Genomic DNA, 16,154 nt, shown 5'->3' on the forward strand with positions numbered 1-16,154 from the left:
GACCCGCAGTCGCGCCGCAACCTGTGGGACGTGCTGCGGGTGATCCAGCAGCGCGGCAAGACGATCGTGTACACGACCCACTACCTGGACGAGGCTGAGATCCTCTGCGACCGGGTCGCGATCATGGACCACGGCCGGGTCCTGGCGATGGACACACCCGCCACACTCGTGCGGGAAGGCCGGAGAAGCCGGAGGCGCCGGAGGGGATGCCCCTCCGGCGCCTCCGGGAACCCACGTCAGGAGAGCGAACCGACGTCAGGAGAGCAGGGCGTCCACGAAGGCGGCCGGCTCGAACGGGGCCAGGTCGTCCGGCCCCTCGCCCAGCCCGACCAGCTTCACCGGCACGCCCAGCTCGCGCTGGACCTGGAAGACGATGCCGCCCTTGGCGGTGCCGTCCAGCTTGGTCAGCACGATGCCGGTGACGTCGACGACGTCGGAGAACACCCTGGCCTGGGTCAGGCCGTTCTGGCCGGTCGTGGCGTCGAGCACGAGCAGCACCTCGTCCACCTCGGCCTGCTTCTCGACCACGCGCTTGACCTTGCCCAGCTCGTCCATCAGGCCGGTCTTGGTGTGCAGGCGGCCGGCCGTGTCGACCAGCACCGCGTCGACGTGGGTCTGCACGCCGCGCTTGACCGCGTCGAAGGCCACGGCGGCCGGGTCGGCCCCCTCGTTGCCCCGCACGACCTCGGCGCCCACCCGCTCGGCCCACGTGGCGAGCTGGTCGGCGGCGGCGGCCCTGAAGGTGTCGGCCGCGCCGAGCAGCACCTGCCGGCCGTCGGCGACCAGGACGCGGGCCAACTTGCCGGTGGTCGTGGTCTTGCCGGTGCCGTTGACGCCGACGACCAGGACCACGGCGGGCTTGCCGTCGTGCGGCAGCGCGCGCACGGCGCGGTCCATCTCCGGGTGCAGGGCGTTGACCAGCACGTCCCGCAGCGCCTGGCGCGCCTGGCCGGGGGTGCGCACGCCGCGCGCGGCGATCTCGGTGCGCAGCGCCTCGGTGATCTCCATCGTGGTGGCCGCGCCCAGGTCGGCCATGAGCAGGGTGTCCTCGATCTCGGTCCAGGAGTCCTCGTCGAGGTCGCCGGCGCCGAGCAGGCCGAGCAGGCCCTGGCCGAGGGCTCCCCGGGACCGGGAGAGCCGGCCGCGCAGCCGCTCCAGCCGGCCGGCGGTGGGCTCGATCTCCTCGACGACCCCGCCGGCCTCGGGCGCTGGGGCCTCGGGGACCGGCTCGACCTCGATCTCGACCGCCGGGGCCGGTTCGGCCGGCGCCTCGACGGGCTCCTCGACCCGGGTCTCCTCGACGGGCGGCGCCGGGGGCGCCTCGGCCGGGGCCTCCTTCACCGTCGGGGGCAGGGCCTCCGTGCGGGGGGCCGGCACCTCCTCCACGGTCGGCTCGGTGGTCGGCGCGCCGCCCTCGGGCAGGGTCACGTCGACGATGCCGCGCCGGGGGGTGTCCCTCGGGACGGCGGCGTCGTCGCCGACCCCTGGCTGGCCGTCCACCTCGGTGCGGTCCTCGACCGGGTGGGGGGGCGTGCCCGGGGGCGCGGCCGTGGCGGTCGGGCCGCCCGGCGACAGGCTGATCCCGCCGCCGGCGCGGTAGCCACCCCCCCTGGGGGCGGCGGGGCGTTGCTGGGCGGTCAGCCTGATGCGCCGGCGGCGGGCGAGCACCACGCCGGTCACGAGCGCGACCAACAGCACCGCGGCGACGACCGCGCCGATCCAGATCAGCGTCGAAGTGGACACACCGCCATCCTCGCATCCGTCCGGCCCCTCCGAGCGCACCCCGGCGCGGCCCACGCTGTGTCAGATTGTGACTACTTCTGCCAACATTCAGGTAGTTATTCACGAAGCGTCTTGCCACCACGACATCCTGTGCCGTAGACCACACCCCTGTGTCCCGGTGTCGCGTGCTCGGCCTGCTGTCCGGTACGTCGGTCGACGCGATCGACGTCGCGGCGGCCGAGTTCCACCTGGTCGGGGACGTCCTCGACCTGACGCCGCTGGGCGCGCTCACCGTCCCGCACCCCGGGGGGCTGCGGGAGGAGGTCCTCGCCGCGCTGCCGCCCGGCCCCTGCTCGGCGCGTCGGCTGTGCGAGCTGGACACGCGGTTGGGGCTGGCCTTCGCCGAGGCGGCGGCGCGCGGCCTCGCCGAGTTGGCCGACGGCCGGGCCGACCTGGTGGCCTCGTTGGGCCAGACCGTCTACCACTGGGTGGAGGACGGACGGTGCCTGGGCACGCTCCAGCTCGGTCAGGCCGCGTGGATCGCCGAGGCGACCGGGCTGCCCGTCGTCGCGGACCTGCGGGCCCGCGACGTCGCCGCCGGCGGGCAGGGCGCGCCGCTCGTCGCCCTGCTCGACGACCTGTGGCTGCGGGACCACGCCCCCGCCGTGGCGGTGAACCTCGGCGGCATCGCCAACATCACCGTCGTCCGTCCGGAGGAGGAGACCCTCGCCTACGACACGGGGCCGGCCAACGCGTTGTTGGACGCGGCGTGCCGATGGTTGTCGGGCGGCTCGGCCACCCGGGACACCGACGGCGTCATGGCCGCCGCGGGCAGCGTCCGCGCCGACCTTCTCGACCGGCTCCTCGCCGACCCCTACTACGCCCTGCCGCCGCCCAAGTCGACGGGCAAGGAGCGTTTCCACCTCGACCACGTGCACGCCGCGCTGGCGGGCCTGCCCCCGGTGCGGGACGTCGACCTGCTGGCCACGCTCACGGAGCTGACCGCGGTGACCGTCGCCGACGCCTGCCACCGGCACGGCGCGCGGCTCGTCGTCGCCTCCGGCGGAGGAGTGCGCAACCCCGTCCTGCTCCGCGCGTTGCGGCGTCGGCTCGCCGGCGTCGACCTGCGGGTGAGCGACGCGCTGGGGCTGCCGGCCGACGCCAAGGAGGCCTACCTCGCGGCCATGCTCGGCTTCCTGACCTGGCACGGGCTTCCCGGGAACCTGCCGTCGGCCACCGGAGCCGACGGCCCCAGGGTGCTCGGCTCGATCACCCCCGGTCGGCGGACCCCGCGTCAGCCCTCCCCGGCCACCCACGCCCCCAGGAGGCTGCGCCTCACACCCCCGACCGGCCGCTGAGCAGGAGGAACCGTGCACACGCTCGACCTGGTGGTGATCGTCGTCTACCTGCTGGCGGCCCCTGTCCTCGGCATCGTCCTCGGCGGGCGGCAGAAGTCCGCCGCCGACTTCTTCGTCAGCGACCGCAACCTGTCGTGGTGGGTGGTGTGCTTCGCGATCGTCGCCACGGAGACCAGCACGCTGACGGTGATCAGCATCCCCGCCACGGCCTACCTCGGCTCGTTCACGTTCCTCGCGCTGGCCGTGGGCTACGTGGTGGGCCGGATCGTCGTGTCGCTGGTGCTGCTGCCCCGGTACTTCGCGGGCGAGCTGGTGACCGCCTACGCCTTCCTCGGCAAACGGTTCGGTCCGGTCCTCCAGGGCACGGCGTCCGCGACCTTCCTGGTGACCCGGCTGCTCGCCGACGGCGTCCGCCTGTTCGCCACGGCGATCCCGATCAAGGTGATGCTGTCGGCCTACGACGTGCGCGTGGAGTACTGGCACATCGTGCTGGTGATCAGCGTCGTCACGATCGTCTACACGTACCTGGGAGGGACGCGGGCGGTGATCTGGGTCGACGCGGTCCAGATGCTGCTCTACGTGGGCGGCGCGCTGGTCGCGGTCGCGGTGCTGGCCGGCCGGCTGCCCGACGGGTGGTTCGGCCACGCGCTGGAGGCGGGCAAGTTCCAGCTCGTCGACACCACCAACCCGCTGACCAACGAGTACTCGCTGATTATCGCGGTCCTTGGCGGCGCTTTCCTGTCCATGGCCTCGCACGGCGCCGACCAGCTCATCGTGCAGCGGCTGCTGGCCTGCCGGAGCCTGCGGGACGGCCAGCGCGCGCTGGTCACCAGCGGCGTGGTGGTGTTCCTCCAGTTCGCGCTGTTCCTGCTGATCGGGACCATGCTCTGGTCGTTCTACCGGGGGGCGGCGCCGGCGTCGCTGGGCCTGGCCAAGCCGGACGAGCTGTTCCCGACCTTCATCATCCACGAGCTGCCGCAGGGGGTGTCCGGCCTGCTGATCGCCGGCATCCTGGCCGCGGCGATGACGTCGTCGCTGAACTCGCTGGCGACCTCGACGGTCACCGACATCTACCTGAAGTTCAGTCGACGCCGGCTCAGCGACGCGGCGGTGCTGCGCCAGGCCAAGGTGTGGACGCTGATCTGGGGCGTGGTCCTGTTCGGCTTCGCGTCGATGTTCACCAACTACAACGACCCGGTGGTGAAGCTCGGGCTGAGCGTCACCGGCTACACCTACGGCGCGCTGCTCGGCGCGTTCCTGCTGGGCCTGCTCGTGCGGCGGGCCACGCAGCTCGACGCCGTCGTCGCGTTCGTGGTCACCGTCGCCGCGATGGCGGTGGTGATCCTCGTGCCCCGGTTCCCCGCGCCGGGCGGCGCGAGCGTCCCGTTGGCGTTCCCGTGGTACACCCCGCTGGGTGTGGCGGTGACGCTGCTGGTGGGTGGGCTGCTCGCCGCCCGGCACCGGGGCGCGCCGCGCGCGCCCGAGGCGGCGGTCGCGGCGTCCGCCACCCGCTCCGAACACCCGTGAGTCGCTGGAATGGCGGTGGCGCGGCGGCCGTTGCACCGTGAACGACAGCGGCCGCCCCGGCTCGGGAAGGGCCGCCCGAGCGGGAGGAGGCCGCGGTGGACGTGGTGGTGACCGACGCTGCCGACCGGGCCCGGTTCGAGGCGCACGTCGACGGGCGGCTGGCCGGCTTCGCCCAGTACGTCCGGCTCGGCGACAAGCTGCTGTTCACCCACGTCGAGGTGGGCGACGAGTTCGAGGGGGCCGGGGTGGCCAGCGCGATCACCCGGCACGCGTTGGACGCGGCCAGGGTGGCGGGGCGCGTGGTCCGGCCGCTGTGCCCGTTCGTCGCCGACTGGATCCGGCGGCATCCGGACTACCTGGACCTGGTCGACCCGGTCGACCACGACAAGGTGACCCACCCCGCCCGTTGAGCGGCCCTTCTCCGAGCGGGGTCTGATCGGCCCTCGTCGCGGTCCTCGTCCCTGGTGGTCCCGGCCGGCGGGGGTCGGCTCGGCCGAGCCGTCCCTCGCCGGCCGGCTGCCGTACTCCTTCGTCCACCTCGCCGACCACCCGGCTCAGCGACACAGATCAGCGTCTTCTCACGCTGCGTGACAGGTGTGAGGGCCGTAATCCCCATTTCGGACGAACCAGAGGGAACCAGAACCCACCTCCCTCCGTCGGACCCCGCGGCACATCAAGGACCCGTCAAGACGGAGGTCGGCGTGGCAGAGCAATTCAGGGTCGTCCCCGACGAGCTACGTGGTTATTCGGAGCTGCTGAAGCGGAACGCCGAGCACTTCCTCGCCATCCGCGACTACGGCGAGCAGAAGGGCGGCGACACCAGCGGGTTCACCGGGGTGCTCTCGCTGCTCCAGCCGGCCGTGACCGGCGTGGCCGAGCTGTTCGGCAGGACGCTGGAGTTCGCCAACGAGCGGCTGACCAAGGTCGCGGTCTCGCTGGAGGGCGCCGCCGGCGGCTACGAGCGCGCCGACCGGTCCGGCCAGGAGCGCGCCGACCAGATCCACACGCTGCTGGAGAGCACCCGAGCCATTCCTGGGGGGAACGGCCGATGACCCCCTACGCCGACGTCGAGGACCCGCGCGCCGCGCTGAAGGAGCCGGAGGCCAGGGACCGCCCTGGCAACCAGAGCTCGGAGGAGCTGATCAAGGCCGCCGGGTGGCGGCTGCGCAGCGTCAACTGGGTCTACGAGAAGATCGCCGGAGAGGACCTGATCGAGACGCTGATCAAACCACTGGTCGGCGACTTCGAGAAGATCGACAAGAACGCCGCCGCGTGGGACAACGTCGCCGCGTCCCTGGACTCGGTGCGCCACAACCTCAACGAGGGCCTCAAGCAGCTCGACCCGCACTGGGAGGGCGAGGCCGCCCAGTCGTTCGAGCGGCACATCCAGGTGCTGTGGACGGTCGCCATCGAGGCCGACTCGCAGCTCGCCAGGATCATCGGCAACAAGTTCCAGTCCGTGGCCAACACCTGCCGGCTGGCGGTCAAGGGCGCGTTGATGCTGCTGGACAAGCTCATCGACATCCTGATCAAGGCCGCGATCAAGGCGTGCATCCCCGGCCCCGGCTGGGCCTCGGCGGTGACGTTGGTCTACGACGCGATCAACATCGTCGACGACATCCGGAAGTTGATCAACAGTATCCAGATGCTCATCGAGGGCGTGCAGACCATGATCCAGGGCGTCAAGGAGATGGGCACCGCCCTGATGAAGCTCAAGGACGTCCGGGACCTCAACGACGCCGCCGACGTGCTCGACGACTACCAGGACGGCCAGCAGACCTACCAGGACGGCGCGAAGGCGGCCAAGTCCGGCGCCTTCGGCGCGGTCAGGGCGGGCTTCAAGCTGAACAAGCACGTGAAGGGCGCCAGGGACAGCTACAACCAGATGCAGACCTCGTTCGGCAACACGGCCGGCGCGGGCGCCGGTGGGGCCGGCGGCGCGGGGGCGGGGGCCGGGGCCGCTGGTGGCGGGGGCGCCGGCGGTGGCGGTGGCGACGGCGGCGGACACTGACCGGACACTGACGAGGAGCGAACGACGTGACCAACCCGCTTGACGACCCCCGGTTCCAGGAGCTCCAGGCCGAGCTGGACCGCAGGATGGCCGACCTCGACCAGATGGCGAAGGAGATGATGGAGCGCCCCCGGCCGTCGGCCGAGGTGACGGCCGAGGACATCGCCGAGATGGAGCGCTTCGCGCGCGGCGACAAGGCCCCGAAGGAGCTGCGCGAGCTCCAGCGGCTCGTCGACGAGGGCGAGCTGTCCTGGCAGGACATCGCCGAGGGCCGGGGATGGGACGACGAGCGCGTGCGGAACGCGCTGTCGGCGGGGCTGCCCGACCTCCAGCGGGCCTACGCCCAGCTCCAGGAGGGCGCCGACCTCGACGAGGTGATCGCCTCGGGCCAGCCCCGGCCGGCGACGGGCGGCGGGGGCGACGACGATGACGACGGCGACTCCTTCATGATCTCCAGCCGCTGGTGACGTCGGCCGGGCGCCCGGTCGCGCCCCGCCGCGCGGGTCCTCTCCCGAGTCGCCTCCTGGCAGGCCACCGCGCCTGACCCGTGTCCGTGGCTTCTCGTCGGCTCCAGGGCTTCTCACCGGAGCCACGGACACGGGTCGGCTGGCGTCCGGCACCGGGTCGGCTCGCGTCTGGCGAAGGGTCGGCTGGCGTCCGGCACGGGGTCGGCTCGCGTCCGGTGCTGTGTCGACTGATGTCCGGCACCGGGTCGACTCGCATCTAGTGCTGGGTCAAACTCGCTTCTGGTGCTGGTCAACTCGCTTCTGGCGCCAGGTCGCCCGGCGTCCGGCACGGGGTCGGCTCGCGTCCGGTGCTGTCGGTGGCGGCCGGCGCTGGGTCGGGTGGCGGCCAGGTCGGGTGCTGGCTGGCGTCGGCTGGGTCCGGTGGCGTCTGGTGAAGGGTCGGGCGTGGCCGCCTCCGGTGCTGGACGGTTTTGTGCCCACGCACCGGATCAGGTGCCCGGTGGCGGGTCGGCGCTGAAGCACGGTCACCCGGCTGACGGAATTCCTCGGCTGCCCCGCTCCCGACCGCCGGGTTCTGTCAGACCCGTGTGGGATGTTCCGGAGTGGGGGGTTGCCCCCCTAGGAAACCCTGGTGATGACACAGGAAATACGCGGTCCCCTGGGGGACGGTGGGGGACTTCGTCCACTGTGGACTTGTCAGGGTGGGCACGGGGTGAGGGCGGTGGGGACGCGTCGGATGGCGTGCCCCCACCGCCTTTCCGTGTGCCGTGGCCCATCGGAGGAGCGCCGCACCGCGACGCCGGGGACCCACGACGTGCCGGGACTTCGCTCCACCCACCACCACGCGCCGCACCGGGACGCCAGGGACCCACGACGTGCCGAGCCTTCACTCCGCCCACCACCACGCGCCGCACCGCGACACCAGGGACCGCGCCGGCAGGGGCAGGAGCCCGGACGTCGCCCGACCGGCGCGGCTCCCGTTCCGCTTCAAGTCCACTTTGGACTGTTTCGCGCCCCGCCCGCCGGTCCGCGCCCCGGACCGCCACGGCCGCGTCAACGTCAACGACCGCGTCGACGTCAGCGACCGCGCAGGCGCTGCGAGATGACCGCCGAGATGCCGTCGCCCCGCATGCTCACGCCGTACAACGCGTCGGCGATCTCCATCGTCGGCTTCTGGTGGGTGATGATGATGAGCTGCGAGGTCTCCCGCAGCTCCTCCAGCAGGCCGATCAGCCGGCGCAGGTTGGTGTCGTCCAGCGCGGCCTCGACCTCGTCCATGACGTAGAACGGCGACGGCCGCGCCCGGAAGATCGCCACCAGCATGGCGACGGCGGTCAGCGACTTCTCCCCGCCGGAGAGCAGCGACAGCCGCTTGACCTTCTTGCCCGGCGGCCGGGCCTCCACGTCCACGCCGGTGGTGAGCAGGTCGTCCGGGTCGGTCAGCAGCAGCCGGCCCTCGCCGCCGGGGAACAGGGTCCGGAAGACCACCTCGAACTCGCGGGCCACGTCCTCGAAGGCGGAGCCGAACAGCTCCAGGATCTTCTCGTCGACCTCCTTGACCACGGTGAGCAGGTCGCGCCGGCTGGCCTTGAGGTCCTCAAGCTGCGTGGACAGGAACTTGTACCGCTCCTCCAGCGCCGCGAACTCCTCCAGCGCCAGCGGGTTGACCTTGCCCAGCAACGACAGGTCCCGCTCGGCGCGCTTGGCCCTGCGCTCCTGGGTGGCCCGGTCGTAGGGCACCGGCTGGGGCGCGCTCACCTGCTCGCCGCGTTCCTTGGCCGCCTCGTACTCGGCCAGCTCCCCGGGGCTGGGCGGCACCGGGACGGTGGGGCCGTACTCGGCGACGAGGTCCTCCAGCCCGATGCCGTGGTCGTCGGCGATCTTGGCCTCGAGCTGCTCGATGCGCAGTCGCTGCTCGGCACGCAGCACCTCGTCGCGGTGCACCGCGTCGGTGAGCTTCTCCAGCTCGGTGGCCAGTTCCCTGACGCGGGCGCGCACCTTGGCCAGCGCCTCCTCGTGCTCGGCGCGTTGCCGCTGCGCCGCGTCCCGCTCCTCGGTGGCCCTGGTGAGGGAGACCGCGATGCGGCCGAGCGCGGTCTCGCCGCCCGCCACCACGGCCTGGGCGACGGCCGCGCCCCTGGCCCTGGCCCGCCTCGCCCGCTCGGCGCGCTCCCTGGCCTCCCGCTCGGCCCGCGCGGCCCTGCGGAGCTGGTCGGCCCTGCCCTGCACCGAGCGGTGCCGCTCCTCGGCGGTGCGCAGCGCGAGCCGCGCCTCCACCTCCTCCTGGCGGGCGGCGGCGAGCCGGGCGGCGATCTCGTCCCGTTCCTCGGTGTCCGGCTCGTCCTCGGCGGACTGCTCGGAGTGGGCCGCCGCGAGCCGCTCCTCCAGCTCGGCCAGCCGGGCCAGCGCCTCCTCGCGCGCCTGCTCGACCCTGACCCGCTGCCGGGTCAGCCGCTCCACCTCGTTCTCGGCGGAGCGGGCGGCCTGGTCGAGCCGGGCCAGCCGCTCGGAGCCGCGCGCCCTGCGGACCCGCGCGTCGTTGACGGCCTCCTGGGCGGCGGCCACCGCGGCCCGTCGTTCCTTCTCCTCGGCCCTGGCGCCGGCCAGGGCGGCGGACGCCTGCTCGCACTGGCGCTCGGCGGCGGCCAACCGCTCCCGCGCCTCGTCGACGGCCGCCCGCACCTCGATGACGCTCTGGCTCCTGCTGGACCCGCCGACCGCCCAGTCCGCGCCGAGCACGTCGCCGTCCACGGTGACGGCGCGCACGCCGGGGTGCGTGTCGATCAGGGACCGCGCCGAGGGGAGGTCGTCGACGACGGCGAGCCGGTCCAGGGCCCGCACCAGGGCGGGCCGCAGCTCGCGGGGCGCCGTGACCAGGTCGACCGCCCAGCGGGCGCCCTCCGGCAGCGCCGGCCACCCCGTCCTGTCGGGGTCGTCGCCGGCGTTCCCGCTGCCCACGAGCAGTCCGGCGCGGCCGGCGTCGTCGGCCTTGAGCAGCTCCAGGGCGGCCAGCGCGGCGTCGGGGTCGGCCACCGCGACGGCGTCGGCGATCGCGCCGAGCGCGGCGGCCAGCGCGACCTCGGCGCCGGGCTCGACGGTGAGCAACGCGGCCACCGAGCCGAGCAGGCCGGGCAGCCGGGCGCCGGCGGCCAGCAACGCGCCGGCGCCGTCCCTGCGGGTCAGGCCCAGCGACAGCGCGTCGACCCTGGCCCGCCACGAGGCGATCTCCTTCTCGGCCGCGCGTTCGGCGGCGACCAGCTCCTTCACCCTGGCCCTGGCCTGGCGGTGCGCCTCGTCGGCCGCGCGGCGGCGGTCGTCGAGGTCGACCTCGCCCTCGTCCTCGGCGGAGCTGGCGGCGCGCGCCTCCTCGTGCTCCGCCCTGGCCAGCTCGGCGCGCTCGGCCGCCTCGGCCAGCGCGGCGGACATCCGTTCGATCTCCTCGGCGCCCGCCTCCGTCTTGCTGCGCAGCGCCTCGACCTGGCCGGAGAGCCGGGCCAGGCCCTCACGCCGGTCGGCGATGGCCCTGACCGCGGCCAGGTGCGCGCGCTCGGCGGCCTTGAGCCGCTCCTCCAGCTCGGCGCGGATCTCGCTCGCCTCGGCCAGGGTCTCCCTGGCGACGGCGACGCCCTCGGCCAGCTCCTCCTCCTGGACGGCGGCCCGCTCCGCGTCGGCCTCCAGCTCGTCGGGGTCCCTGCCGGGCCGGGGCTGGTCGACCTCGGCGGACAGGTGCCGGGCCCGTTCGGCGGCCAGCCGCACGGTGCCGCGCAGCCGCTCCTCCAGCGCCGACAGGCGGTACCAGGTGTCCTGGGCCCTCGCCAGGCGGGGCGCGTCCGCCGCGACCTGCTCCTCCAACGCGTTCTGCTCGGCGTGGGCGAGCTGCAACGCCCGTTCGACCTCGGCGCGGCGGGCGCGCGCCGCGGCCTCGTCGGCCTCGTCCCGCGCCAGCTCGGCCCTGGCGGTGACCAGGTCGTCGGCCAGCAGGCGCAGCCGGGCGTCCCGCAGTTCGGCCTGCACCTGCTGCGCCCTGCGGGCGATCTCGGCCTGCTTGCCCAGCGGCTTGAGCTGGCGCCGCAGCTCCGCGGTGAGGTCGGTCAGCCGGGTGAGGTTGGCCTGCATCGCGTCGAGCTTCCGCAGCGCCTTCTCCTTGCGCTTGCGGTGCTTGAGGACGCCGGCGGCCTCCTCGACGAACGCGCGGCGCTCCTCCGGCTTGGCCTGGAGGATGTCGGCGAGCTGCCCCTGGCCGACGATGACGTGCATCTCCCTGCCGATGCCGGAGTCGCTGAGCAGCTCCTGGATGTCCAGCAGCCGGCAGGCGGAGCCGTTGATCTCGTACTCGCTGGCCCCGTCGCGGAACATCCGGCGGGTGATCGACACCTCGGTGTAGTCGATGGGCAGCGCGCCGTCGGAGTTGTCGATGGTGAGGGTGACCTCGGCCCGCCCAAGGGGCTGCCGGCCGGCGGTGCCGGCGAAGATCACGTCCTCCATCTTGCCGCCGCGCAGGGCCTTGGCCCCCTGCTCGCCCATCACCCAGGCCAGCGCGTCCAGCACGTTGGACTTGCCGGAGCCGTTGGGGCCCACCACGCAGGTGATGCCCGGCTCGAAGCGCAGCGTCGTGCTGGAGGCGAAGGACTTGAAGCCCTTGAGGGTCAGGCTCTTCAGGTGCACGGTCGGGCGGCCTCCCGGCTCACGGTCTCGTTCTCGCCGGTGTCGCGTCTCCCCGCCGGCACGCCCCGACCGGGCGCCGGACGGGCTGCCGCACCGCGACGGTGCGGGGCACCCGCGCCGGGACGCCGGGGACGTGCGAGGTCGGCGGGACCGGTCCGGCAGAGAGGGTACTGGGTGGGGCCGACGGGCTCGGCGACCGCGCGCCGTGTCGGGGCCGGGGCCCCTAGCCGGCCGGCTCCCGGGGTCTGGCGGTCAGCCTTCCTCCTGCCCGGGGCGTCGGGTGCTCGACGTGCGGCGCGGCACGCGCGACGCGCTTCAGCGTTCGACGAACCCGGTCAGCCCGCCCCGGGGCTCGGACCAGCGCTCCACCACGGTCGTCACGACGCCCGGGGTGTCTGGTGAGCGCAGCCGGTCGAGCAGCCGCCGGCAGGCGTCGCGCGGCCCCTCCGCGACCACCTCGACCCGCCCGTCACGCAGGTTGTTCGCGCTGCCGACCAGGCCCAGCTCCAGCGCTCTCGCCCGGGTCCACCACCGGAACCCGACGCCCTGGACCGCGCCGTGGACCCACGCCGTCAGGCGGACGGTCTCGTCCGGTTCCGGTGTGGGCGCCGGCGCTCCCCCACCCCTGTCCGTCTCGGTGTCTGCCACGCGGGCATGGTGCCGCACGGCGCGGTGGGCCGCCGACCGTGCCCGTCCCCGTCGCCCTGGTGGCGTGACCCGCCCGTCTGGGGTGGACCGCATCGGGTGGGTCACCGCATCAAGCGAGCTTGTTGACCATGGGGGAGGCCGCCGGCGCGCACGGTCGCGTTCGGCCCCGACGGCACCACAGATCGCGACCGGGCACGCGGACGCGACCGGGCACGGGGACGCGACCGGGCACGCGGACGCGACCGGGCGCGGGGATGCGACTGGGCGGTTGTGGGACTGGGGTGCCCGGTCAGCACCGCCGAGTGGCGCTGGTGGGCGACGTCCCACACCGGACGGTCCTGGCGTTGACGAACAGCTCAGGTGCACGGTCCTTGATGCCGTGGATCAGGTCGGCTTGGTGCGTCGATGTCGGCATGGGTGTTCAACGGTGTTGTCGAGGCGCCCGTCCTCGATGGTGATGCCGACGGCGGGCCGGCGGCGTGGAGTTGGGCGGTGGACAACACGGTGGTCGGACCGTGCCGGTCCCTTTCGCGAGGAGTGCTCGCCGGAGCGGCGCTGTGGCTCGCCCGCCCCGCGCCCAAGACCCGACCACCACCCGCCCCCACCGGGTCGACCGGCGTGGCCGACGCCGCCGCGTGCACCCAGTACTCGTCGAGCATGGCGAAGGCGGGCAGATGCGCGGATGCGTTGTCGCGGCCCGGCTCTCGGCGGGGGTTCGCTCCGGCTCCTCCTGGTCTCCCGGGATGACCTCGCTGACAGGGACACCCTCGTGATCACTCCTTCGTGTAGCCTGCCGCGCCGTGAACGCGCCCCGTCCCGACCGCGTCCGGGTCGTGTCCGCCCTGACGGCGCTCCCGGCCCCTGGCGCGCCGGACCAGCCGCGGCCGACCGGGCTGACCGGCGGCGGCCGGGGCGCGGACAGGGCGGGACACCGGCACTTCCCGCCCGCGAGCCCCGAGGTCCCGACATCCGCGCGACGGCCGTGCGCCGTCGGGCACGCCAACCCCGGTGACGTGACGATCGTCAGGGGACAACACAGCGCCGATCAGGTCATGGAGTCCTGGATGAACTCACCCGGCCACCGGGTCGCCCTCCCCCACCGCGCTTCCGCCGTGCTCCCGACGGGCACCCGGAGCCACCGGACGCGGGTGGTCGGGAGATGAGCGAGCACGCCACGCGGTCGTCGGGCGACGACGGGACGTCCGCGCTCCGCAACCCGTTCAACCTCCCACCCGCCGTCTCGCTGGGTGTCGCCGGACTCCTGACCGCGACGGTGCTCGCGGGCGTCGCCGCGCTGGCCGCCCCGCCCGAGCCCGACGCCGGTCCCGCACGGGTCCCCGCCACCACCGCGGCCGTCGCTCCCCTGACCCCGGCCGGCGCGCCAGCCCCGGCGACGGAGACCAGCGGCGAGTCGACCACGGCCACGACGACCACGACGGCCAGTTCGTCGACCACCACGACCACGACCACGCCACCGCCGCGTCGGCAGGCCGTGACCACCACCCCGAAGCCCGTCCACCACGACCCTCGGCCCACCCCGGGGTCGGGCGGCCAGACGGGCGGTGGCGCTGAGCAGGGCGGCGAAGCTCCCGTGCCCACCACGTCGATCTCGTCGATGCCTCCATCGACCACACAGGCCGAACCCCGGCCGACGAGCGCCACGGCATCGACATGACCGAGCTGGCGATCCACCCCTGCCGGTCGCTGTGCTCGTGGCACCGCACCCGGGTGGAGCGCGACGGCCTGCCGGTGCTCGCGTGCCGGGGGTGTGGGTCGCAGTGGGTGCGGACGGAACCGTGGACGCCGATCGACGCGGACGGGCGCATCCCGGACGTGGTGCGGGCCGAGGTGGCGCGTCGGGGCGACGACGAGGCAACCTGATCTTCTCACCCCATCGGCTCTTTCGACGCCTCCGCGCCGGCTGCGAGGGTGAAGGGGGCGTGGTCGCCCGACGCGCCCGCCGCGAGCATCCGGCCGAGGAGGCGTGATGCACCCGCCGTCGCGTGGCGCCGCCACGTCCCCCGACGGCGGGCGACGCCGGGACCGGCCCGACCGGCCCGACCGGGACGACGGCGGCGGCGTGGGCGCGTGCGACGAGCCGTGCGAGGTCGTGGAGGCCGGAAGAGCCCCCGTCGCCCCGGTCCCTGGCGGTCCACTGTCCACTGAGGACGCCCGCTTCGCGATGACCCACTTCGCGTCCTGGATCGGCAACGCCGACACGAAGGCCGGCCTGCTCGCCGCCGCGACCACGGTGCTCGCCGGCGCGGTGGTCGGGCAGCGGGCCGCGGTGGTGGCCGCCCTGACGCGTCCCACGGGGTGGCGGGTCGTGGCGCTCGTCGGGCTCGGCCTGTCCGTGGTCGGGGTCGTGGTCACGACCCTGTTCCTGATCCGCGCGGTGGCGCCGAGGGTGCGGCAGGACGGGTTCAGCCGCTACTCGTGGCCCACGGTGGCGGACACGAGCCTGTCGGGGCTGATGGCGACCGACCCCGAGGGCGACCGGCGCGAGGCGTGGCTGAGCGCGTTGACCCTGGCGCGGATCGTGCGCCGGAAGTACGCCAACCTCCGGTGCGCGTTCGTGTCCTGGCTGATCAGCGTCACGGGCCTGACCGTGTGGCTGATCATCGCGCCGTAGGAACGCCGACGGCATGGGACACCGCTGCCCCGGCTCCGCCGTCACGGAGTGCCCGTGGTGTCCCCCGCCGGTCCGTGCGGGCAGGCGTCGGGCGCGGAGCCGGGGAGGCCCTCGGGTCCGTCGGCCAGGCTGGGGGAGGCGCAGCCCAGGTCGCTCAGCGCCCTGCCCGCCCCGGCCCGCAGGTGCCGGACCACGATCCGCAGGGCCTCGACGCCGAACTCGTCGATCCCGATGCCCTCCAGGTCGACGTCCCTGGCGAGGTTGCGGTCGAGCAACTGGGCCACGATCTCCCTCGCCGCCTCCAGGCTGGTGCGTTCCTGCTCGGCGAGCAGGCGCACGACGCCGACGACGTCCCCCGGCTGCTGCGCGAGGTGCCGGGCGAGCAGGGCGTGCTGCCCCTGGCGCACCGCGCCGGCGACCCGCGCGCACCGGTAGTCGTGCAGCTCGGCCCGCTGCCGCTCCCTCGCCATCGTCAACGCGTGCTCGCGCAGGACCGGGTCGGCGTCCAGCCGCACCGAGCAGTGGAACAGCGACACGCCCTCGTCGAGGCGGACGGGGCCGTGCCCGATCATCCGGTTGAGATGCGCCTCGGCGTCGGCCACGGCCAACGGGTCGAAGGCCCGCGCGACCGGCCACACCAGGGAGACGAGGTGGCGCAGCCCCAGCCCGGCCGCGTCGTGGAGCGCGCGCTGGACGACGCGCACCGGGTCGTCCACCCGCCACCCGAACCGCACCTGGGCGACGAACCGCAGGCCGACCCTGGCGGTGGGCAGGTCGAGGGGCTCGCTCGTCCAGTGGTGGTCGGACAGGTCGACGCGGGAGCAGCGGGTCAGCCCGGCCGAGCGCCACTCCTCCCGCGTCGGCGCGCGCCGGAGGCAGACCAGCCGTCCGTCGGCGGTGTCGAAGACGAGCGCGGTGTGCGCCGTGGGCACGGGAACGCGGCCGAACCGCCGGTGGCCCGGCAGGTCGGTCACCTCCAGGATCGGGGAGGGCGCGGGGTCGGGTTCCGGCCGGGGCCGGTCGGCGGCCTCCCGCGCGGGCTCCGGGGGCGTCACGGGTTCTGGCTGGGCCGGCGGGCTCGGCTCCACCCCGGTCCCCGGGGTCGGGTCGGCCTCGGACACGGG

The 16,154-nt window shown here is 74.3% G+C and carries 15 protein-coding genes and 1 pseudogene; 12 read left to right on the forward strand and 4 right to left on the reverse strand.

The genetic code is table 11. The features are described 5' to 3' along the window. Window positions 1–177 (forward strand): annotated as a pseudogene (locus LX15_RS23045) (ABC transporter ATP-binding protein); the annotation flags it as partial. 78 nt (window positions 178–255) lie between these two features. On the opposite strand, the gene ftsY reads toward LX15_RS23045, so the two are convergent. Beyond that, complete coding sequence (ftsY, locus tag LX15_RS23050) at window positions 256–1,743, reverse strand: signal recognition particle-docking protein FtsY (protein WP_253671727.1); 1,488 nt, start codon at window positions 1,741–1,743, stop codon at window positions 256–258. 149 nt (window positions 1,744–1,892) lie between these two features. On the opposite strand from ftsY, the gene LX15_RS23055 reads away from it, so the two are divergent. From LX15_RS23055 to LX15_RS23085, 7 genes are all read left to right on the forward strand, one after another. Then, complete coding sequence (locus tag LX15_RS23055) at window positions 1,893–3,080, forward strand: anhydro-N-acetylmuramic acid kinase (RefSeq protein ID WP_253671728.1); 1,188 nt, start codon at window positions 1,893–1,895, stop codon at window positions 3,078–3,080. 12 nt (window positions 3,081–3,092) lie between these two features. Beyond that, on the forward strand, window positions 3,093–4,607 hold the full coding sequence (locus tag LX15_RS23060; RefSeq protein ID WP_253671729.1) for a sodium:solute symporter: 1,515 nt from the start codon (window positions 3,093–3,095) through the stop codon (window positions 4,605–4,607). A 95-nt stretch (window positions 4,608–4,702) separates the two neighbouring features. Beyond that, window positions 4,703–5,017: a GNAT family N-acetyltransferase gene (locus tag LX15_RS23065; protein WP_253671730.1), complete on the forward strand. Its 315-nt coding sequence runs from the start codon at window positions 4,703–4,705 to the stop codon at window positions 5,015–5,017. A 291-nt stretch (window positions 5,018–5,308) separates the two neighbouring features. Then, window positions 5,309–5,659: a type VII secretion target gene (locus tag LX15_RS23070; protein WP_253671731.1), complete on the forward strand. Its 351-nt coding sequence runs from the start codon at window positions 5,309–5,311 to the stop codon at window positions 5,657–5,659. Then, entirely contained in the window at window positions 5,656–6,618 is a 963-nt protein-coding gene (locus LX15_RS23075; RefSeq protein WP_253671732.1) for a WXG100 family type VII secretion target, read from the forward strand. Before LX15_RS23070 ends, LX15_RS23075 begins: the two co-directional genes overlap by 4 nt. 26 nt (window positions 6,619–6,644) lie before the next feature. After that, entirely contained in the window at window positions 6,645–7,085 is a 441-nt protein-coding gene (locus LX15_RS23080) for a hypothetical protein (protein WP_253671733.1), read from the forward strand. A gap of 875 nt (window positions 7,086–7,960) precedes the next feature. Next, entirely contained in the window at window positions 7,961–8,191 is a 231-nt protein-coding gene (locus LX15_RS23085) for a hypothetical protein (RefSeq protein ID WP_253671734.1), read from the forward strand. Here the strand turns inward: LX15_RS23085 and smc are convergent. Beyond that, window positions 8,163–11,750: a chromosome segregation protein SMC gene (gene smc, locus LX15_RS23090; RefSeq protein ID WP_253671735.1), complete on the reverse strand. Its 3,588-nt coding sequence runs from the start codon at window positions 11,748–11,750 to the stop codon at window positions 8,163–8,165. The two genes, LX15_RS23085 and smc, sit on opposite strands and share 29 nt — an antisense overlap. A gap of 315 nt (window positions 11,751–12,065) precedes the next feature. Further along, window positions 12,066–12,398 (reverse strand): acylphosphatase, encoded by a 333-nt coding sequence (locus LX15_RS23095; protein ID WP_308213507.1) that lies wholly within the window; start codon window positions 12,396–12,398, stop codon window positions 12,066–12,068. Window positions 12,399–13,198: 800 nt separating this feature from the next. Here LX15_RS23095 and LX15_RS23100 point away from each other — a divergent pair. The 4 genes from LX15_RS23100 to LX15_RS23115 all read left to right on the forward strand — a co-directional run bounded on the left by LX15_RS23100 (window position 13,199) and on the right by LX15_RS23115 (window position 15,030). Continuing rightward, complete coding sequence (locus LX15_RS23100; protein ID WP_253671736.1) at window positions 13,199–13,561, forward strand: hypothetical protein; 363 nt, start codon at window positions 13,199–13,201, stop codon at window positions 13,559–13,561. Then, entirely contained in the window at window positions 13,558–14,073 is a 516-nt protein-coding gene (locus LX15_RS23105; protein WP_253671737.1) for a hypothetical protein, read from the forward strand. Before LX15_RS23100 ends, LX15_RS23105 begins: the two co-directional genes overlap by 4 nt. Continuing rightward, window positions 14,070–14,279: a hypothetical protein gene (locus LX15_RS23110; RefSeq protein ID WP_253671738.1), complete on the forward strand. Its 210-nt coding sequence runs from the start codon at window positions 14,070–14,072 to the stop codon at window positions 14,277–14,279. Before LX15_RS23105 ends, LX15_RS23110 begins: the two co-directional genes overlap by 4 nt. Before the next feature lie 106 nt (window positions 14,280–14,385). After that, window positions 14,386–15,030 carry a Pycsar system effector family protein gene (locus tag LX15_RS23115; RefSeq protein ID WP_253671739.1) on the forward strand — a complete coding sequence of 215 codons (645 nt, stop codon included), beginning with the start codon at window positions 14,386–14,388 and terminating at the stop codon, window positions 15,028–15,030. A 41-nt stretch (window positions 15,031–15,071) separates the two neighbouring features. On the opposite strand, the gene LX15_RS23120 is transcribed toward LX15_RS23115, so the two are convergent. Next, window positions 15,072–16,151, reverse strand: coding sequence for a hypothetical protein (locus LX15_RS23120; RefSeq protein ID WP_253671740.1), 1,080 nt, complete (start codon window positions 16,149–16,151; stop codon window positions 15,072–15,074). Between the last annotated feature and the right edge of the window lie 3 nt (window positions 16,152–16,154).

The sequence above is a fragment of the Streptoalloteichus tenebrarius genome (genome assembly GCF_024171885.1).
GTDB lineage: Bacteria > Actinomycetota > Actinomycetes > Mycobacteriales > Pseudonocardiaceae > Streptoalloteichus > Streptoalloteichus tenebrarius.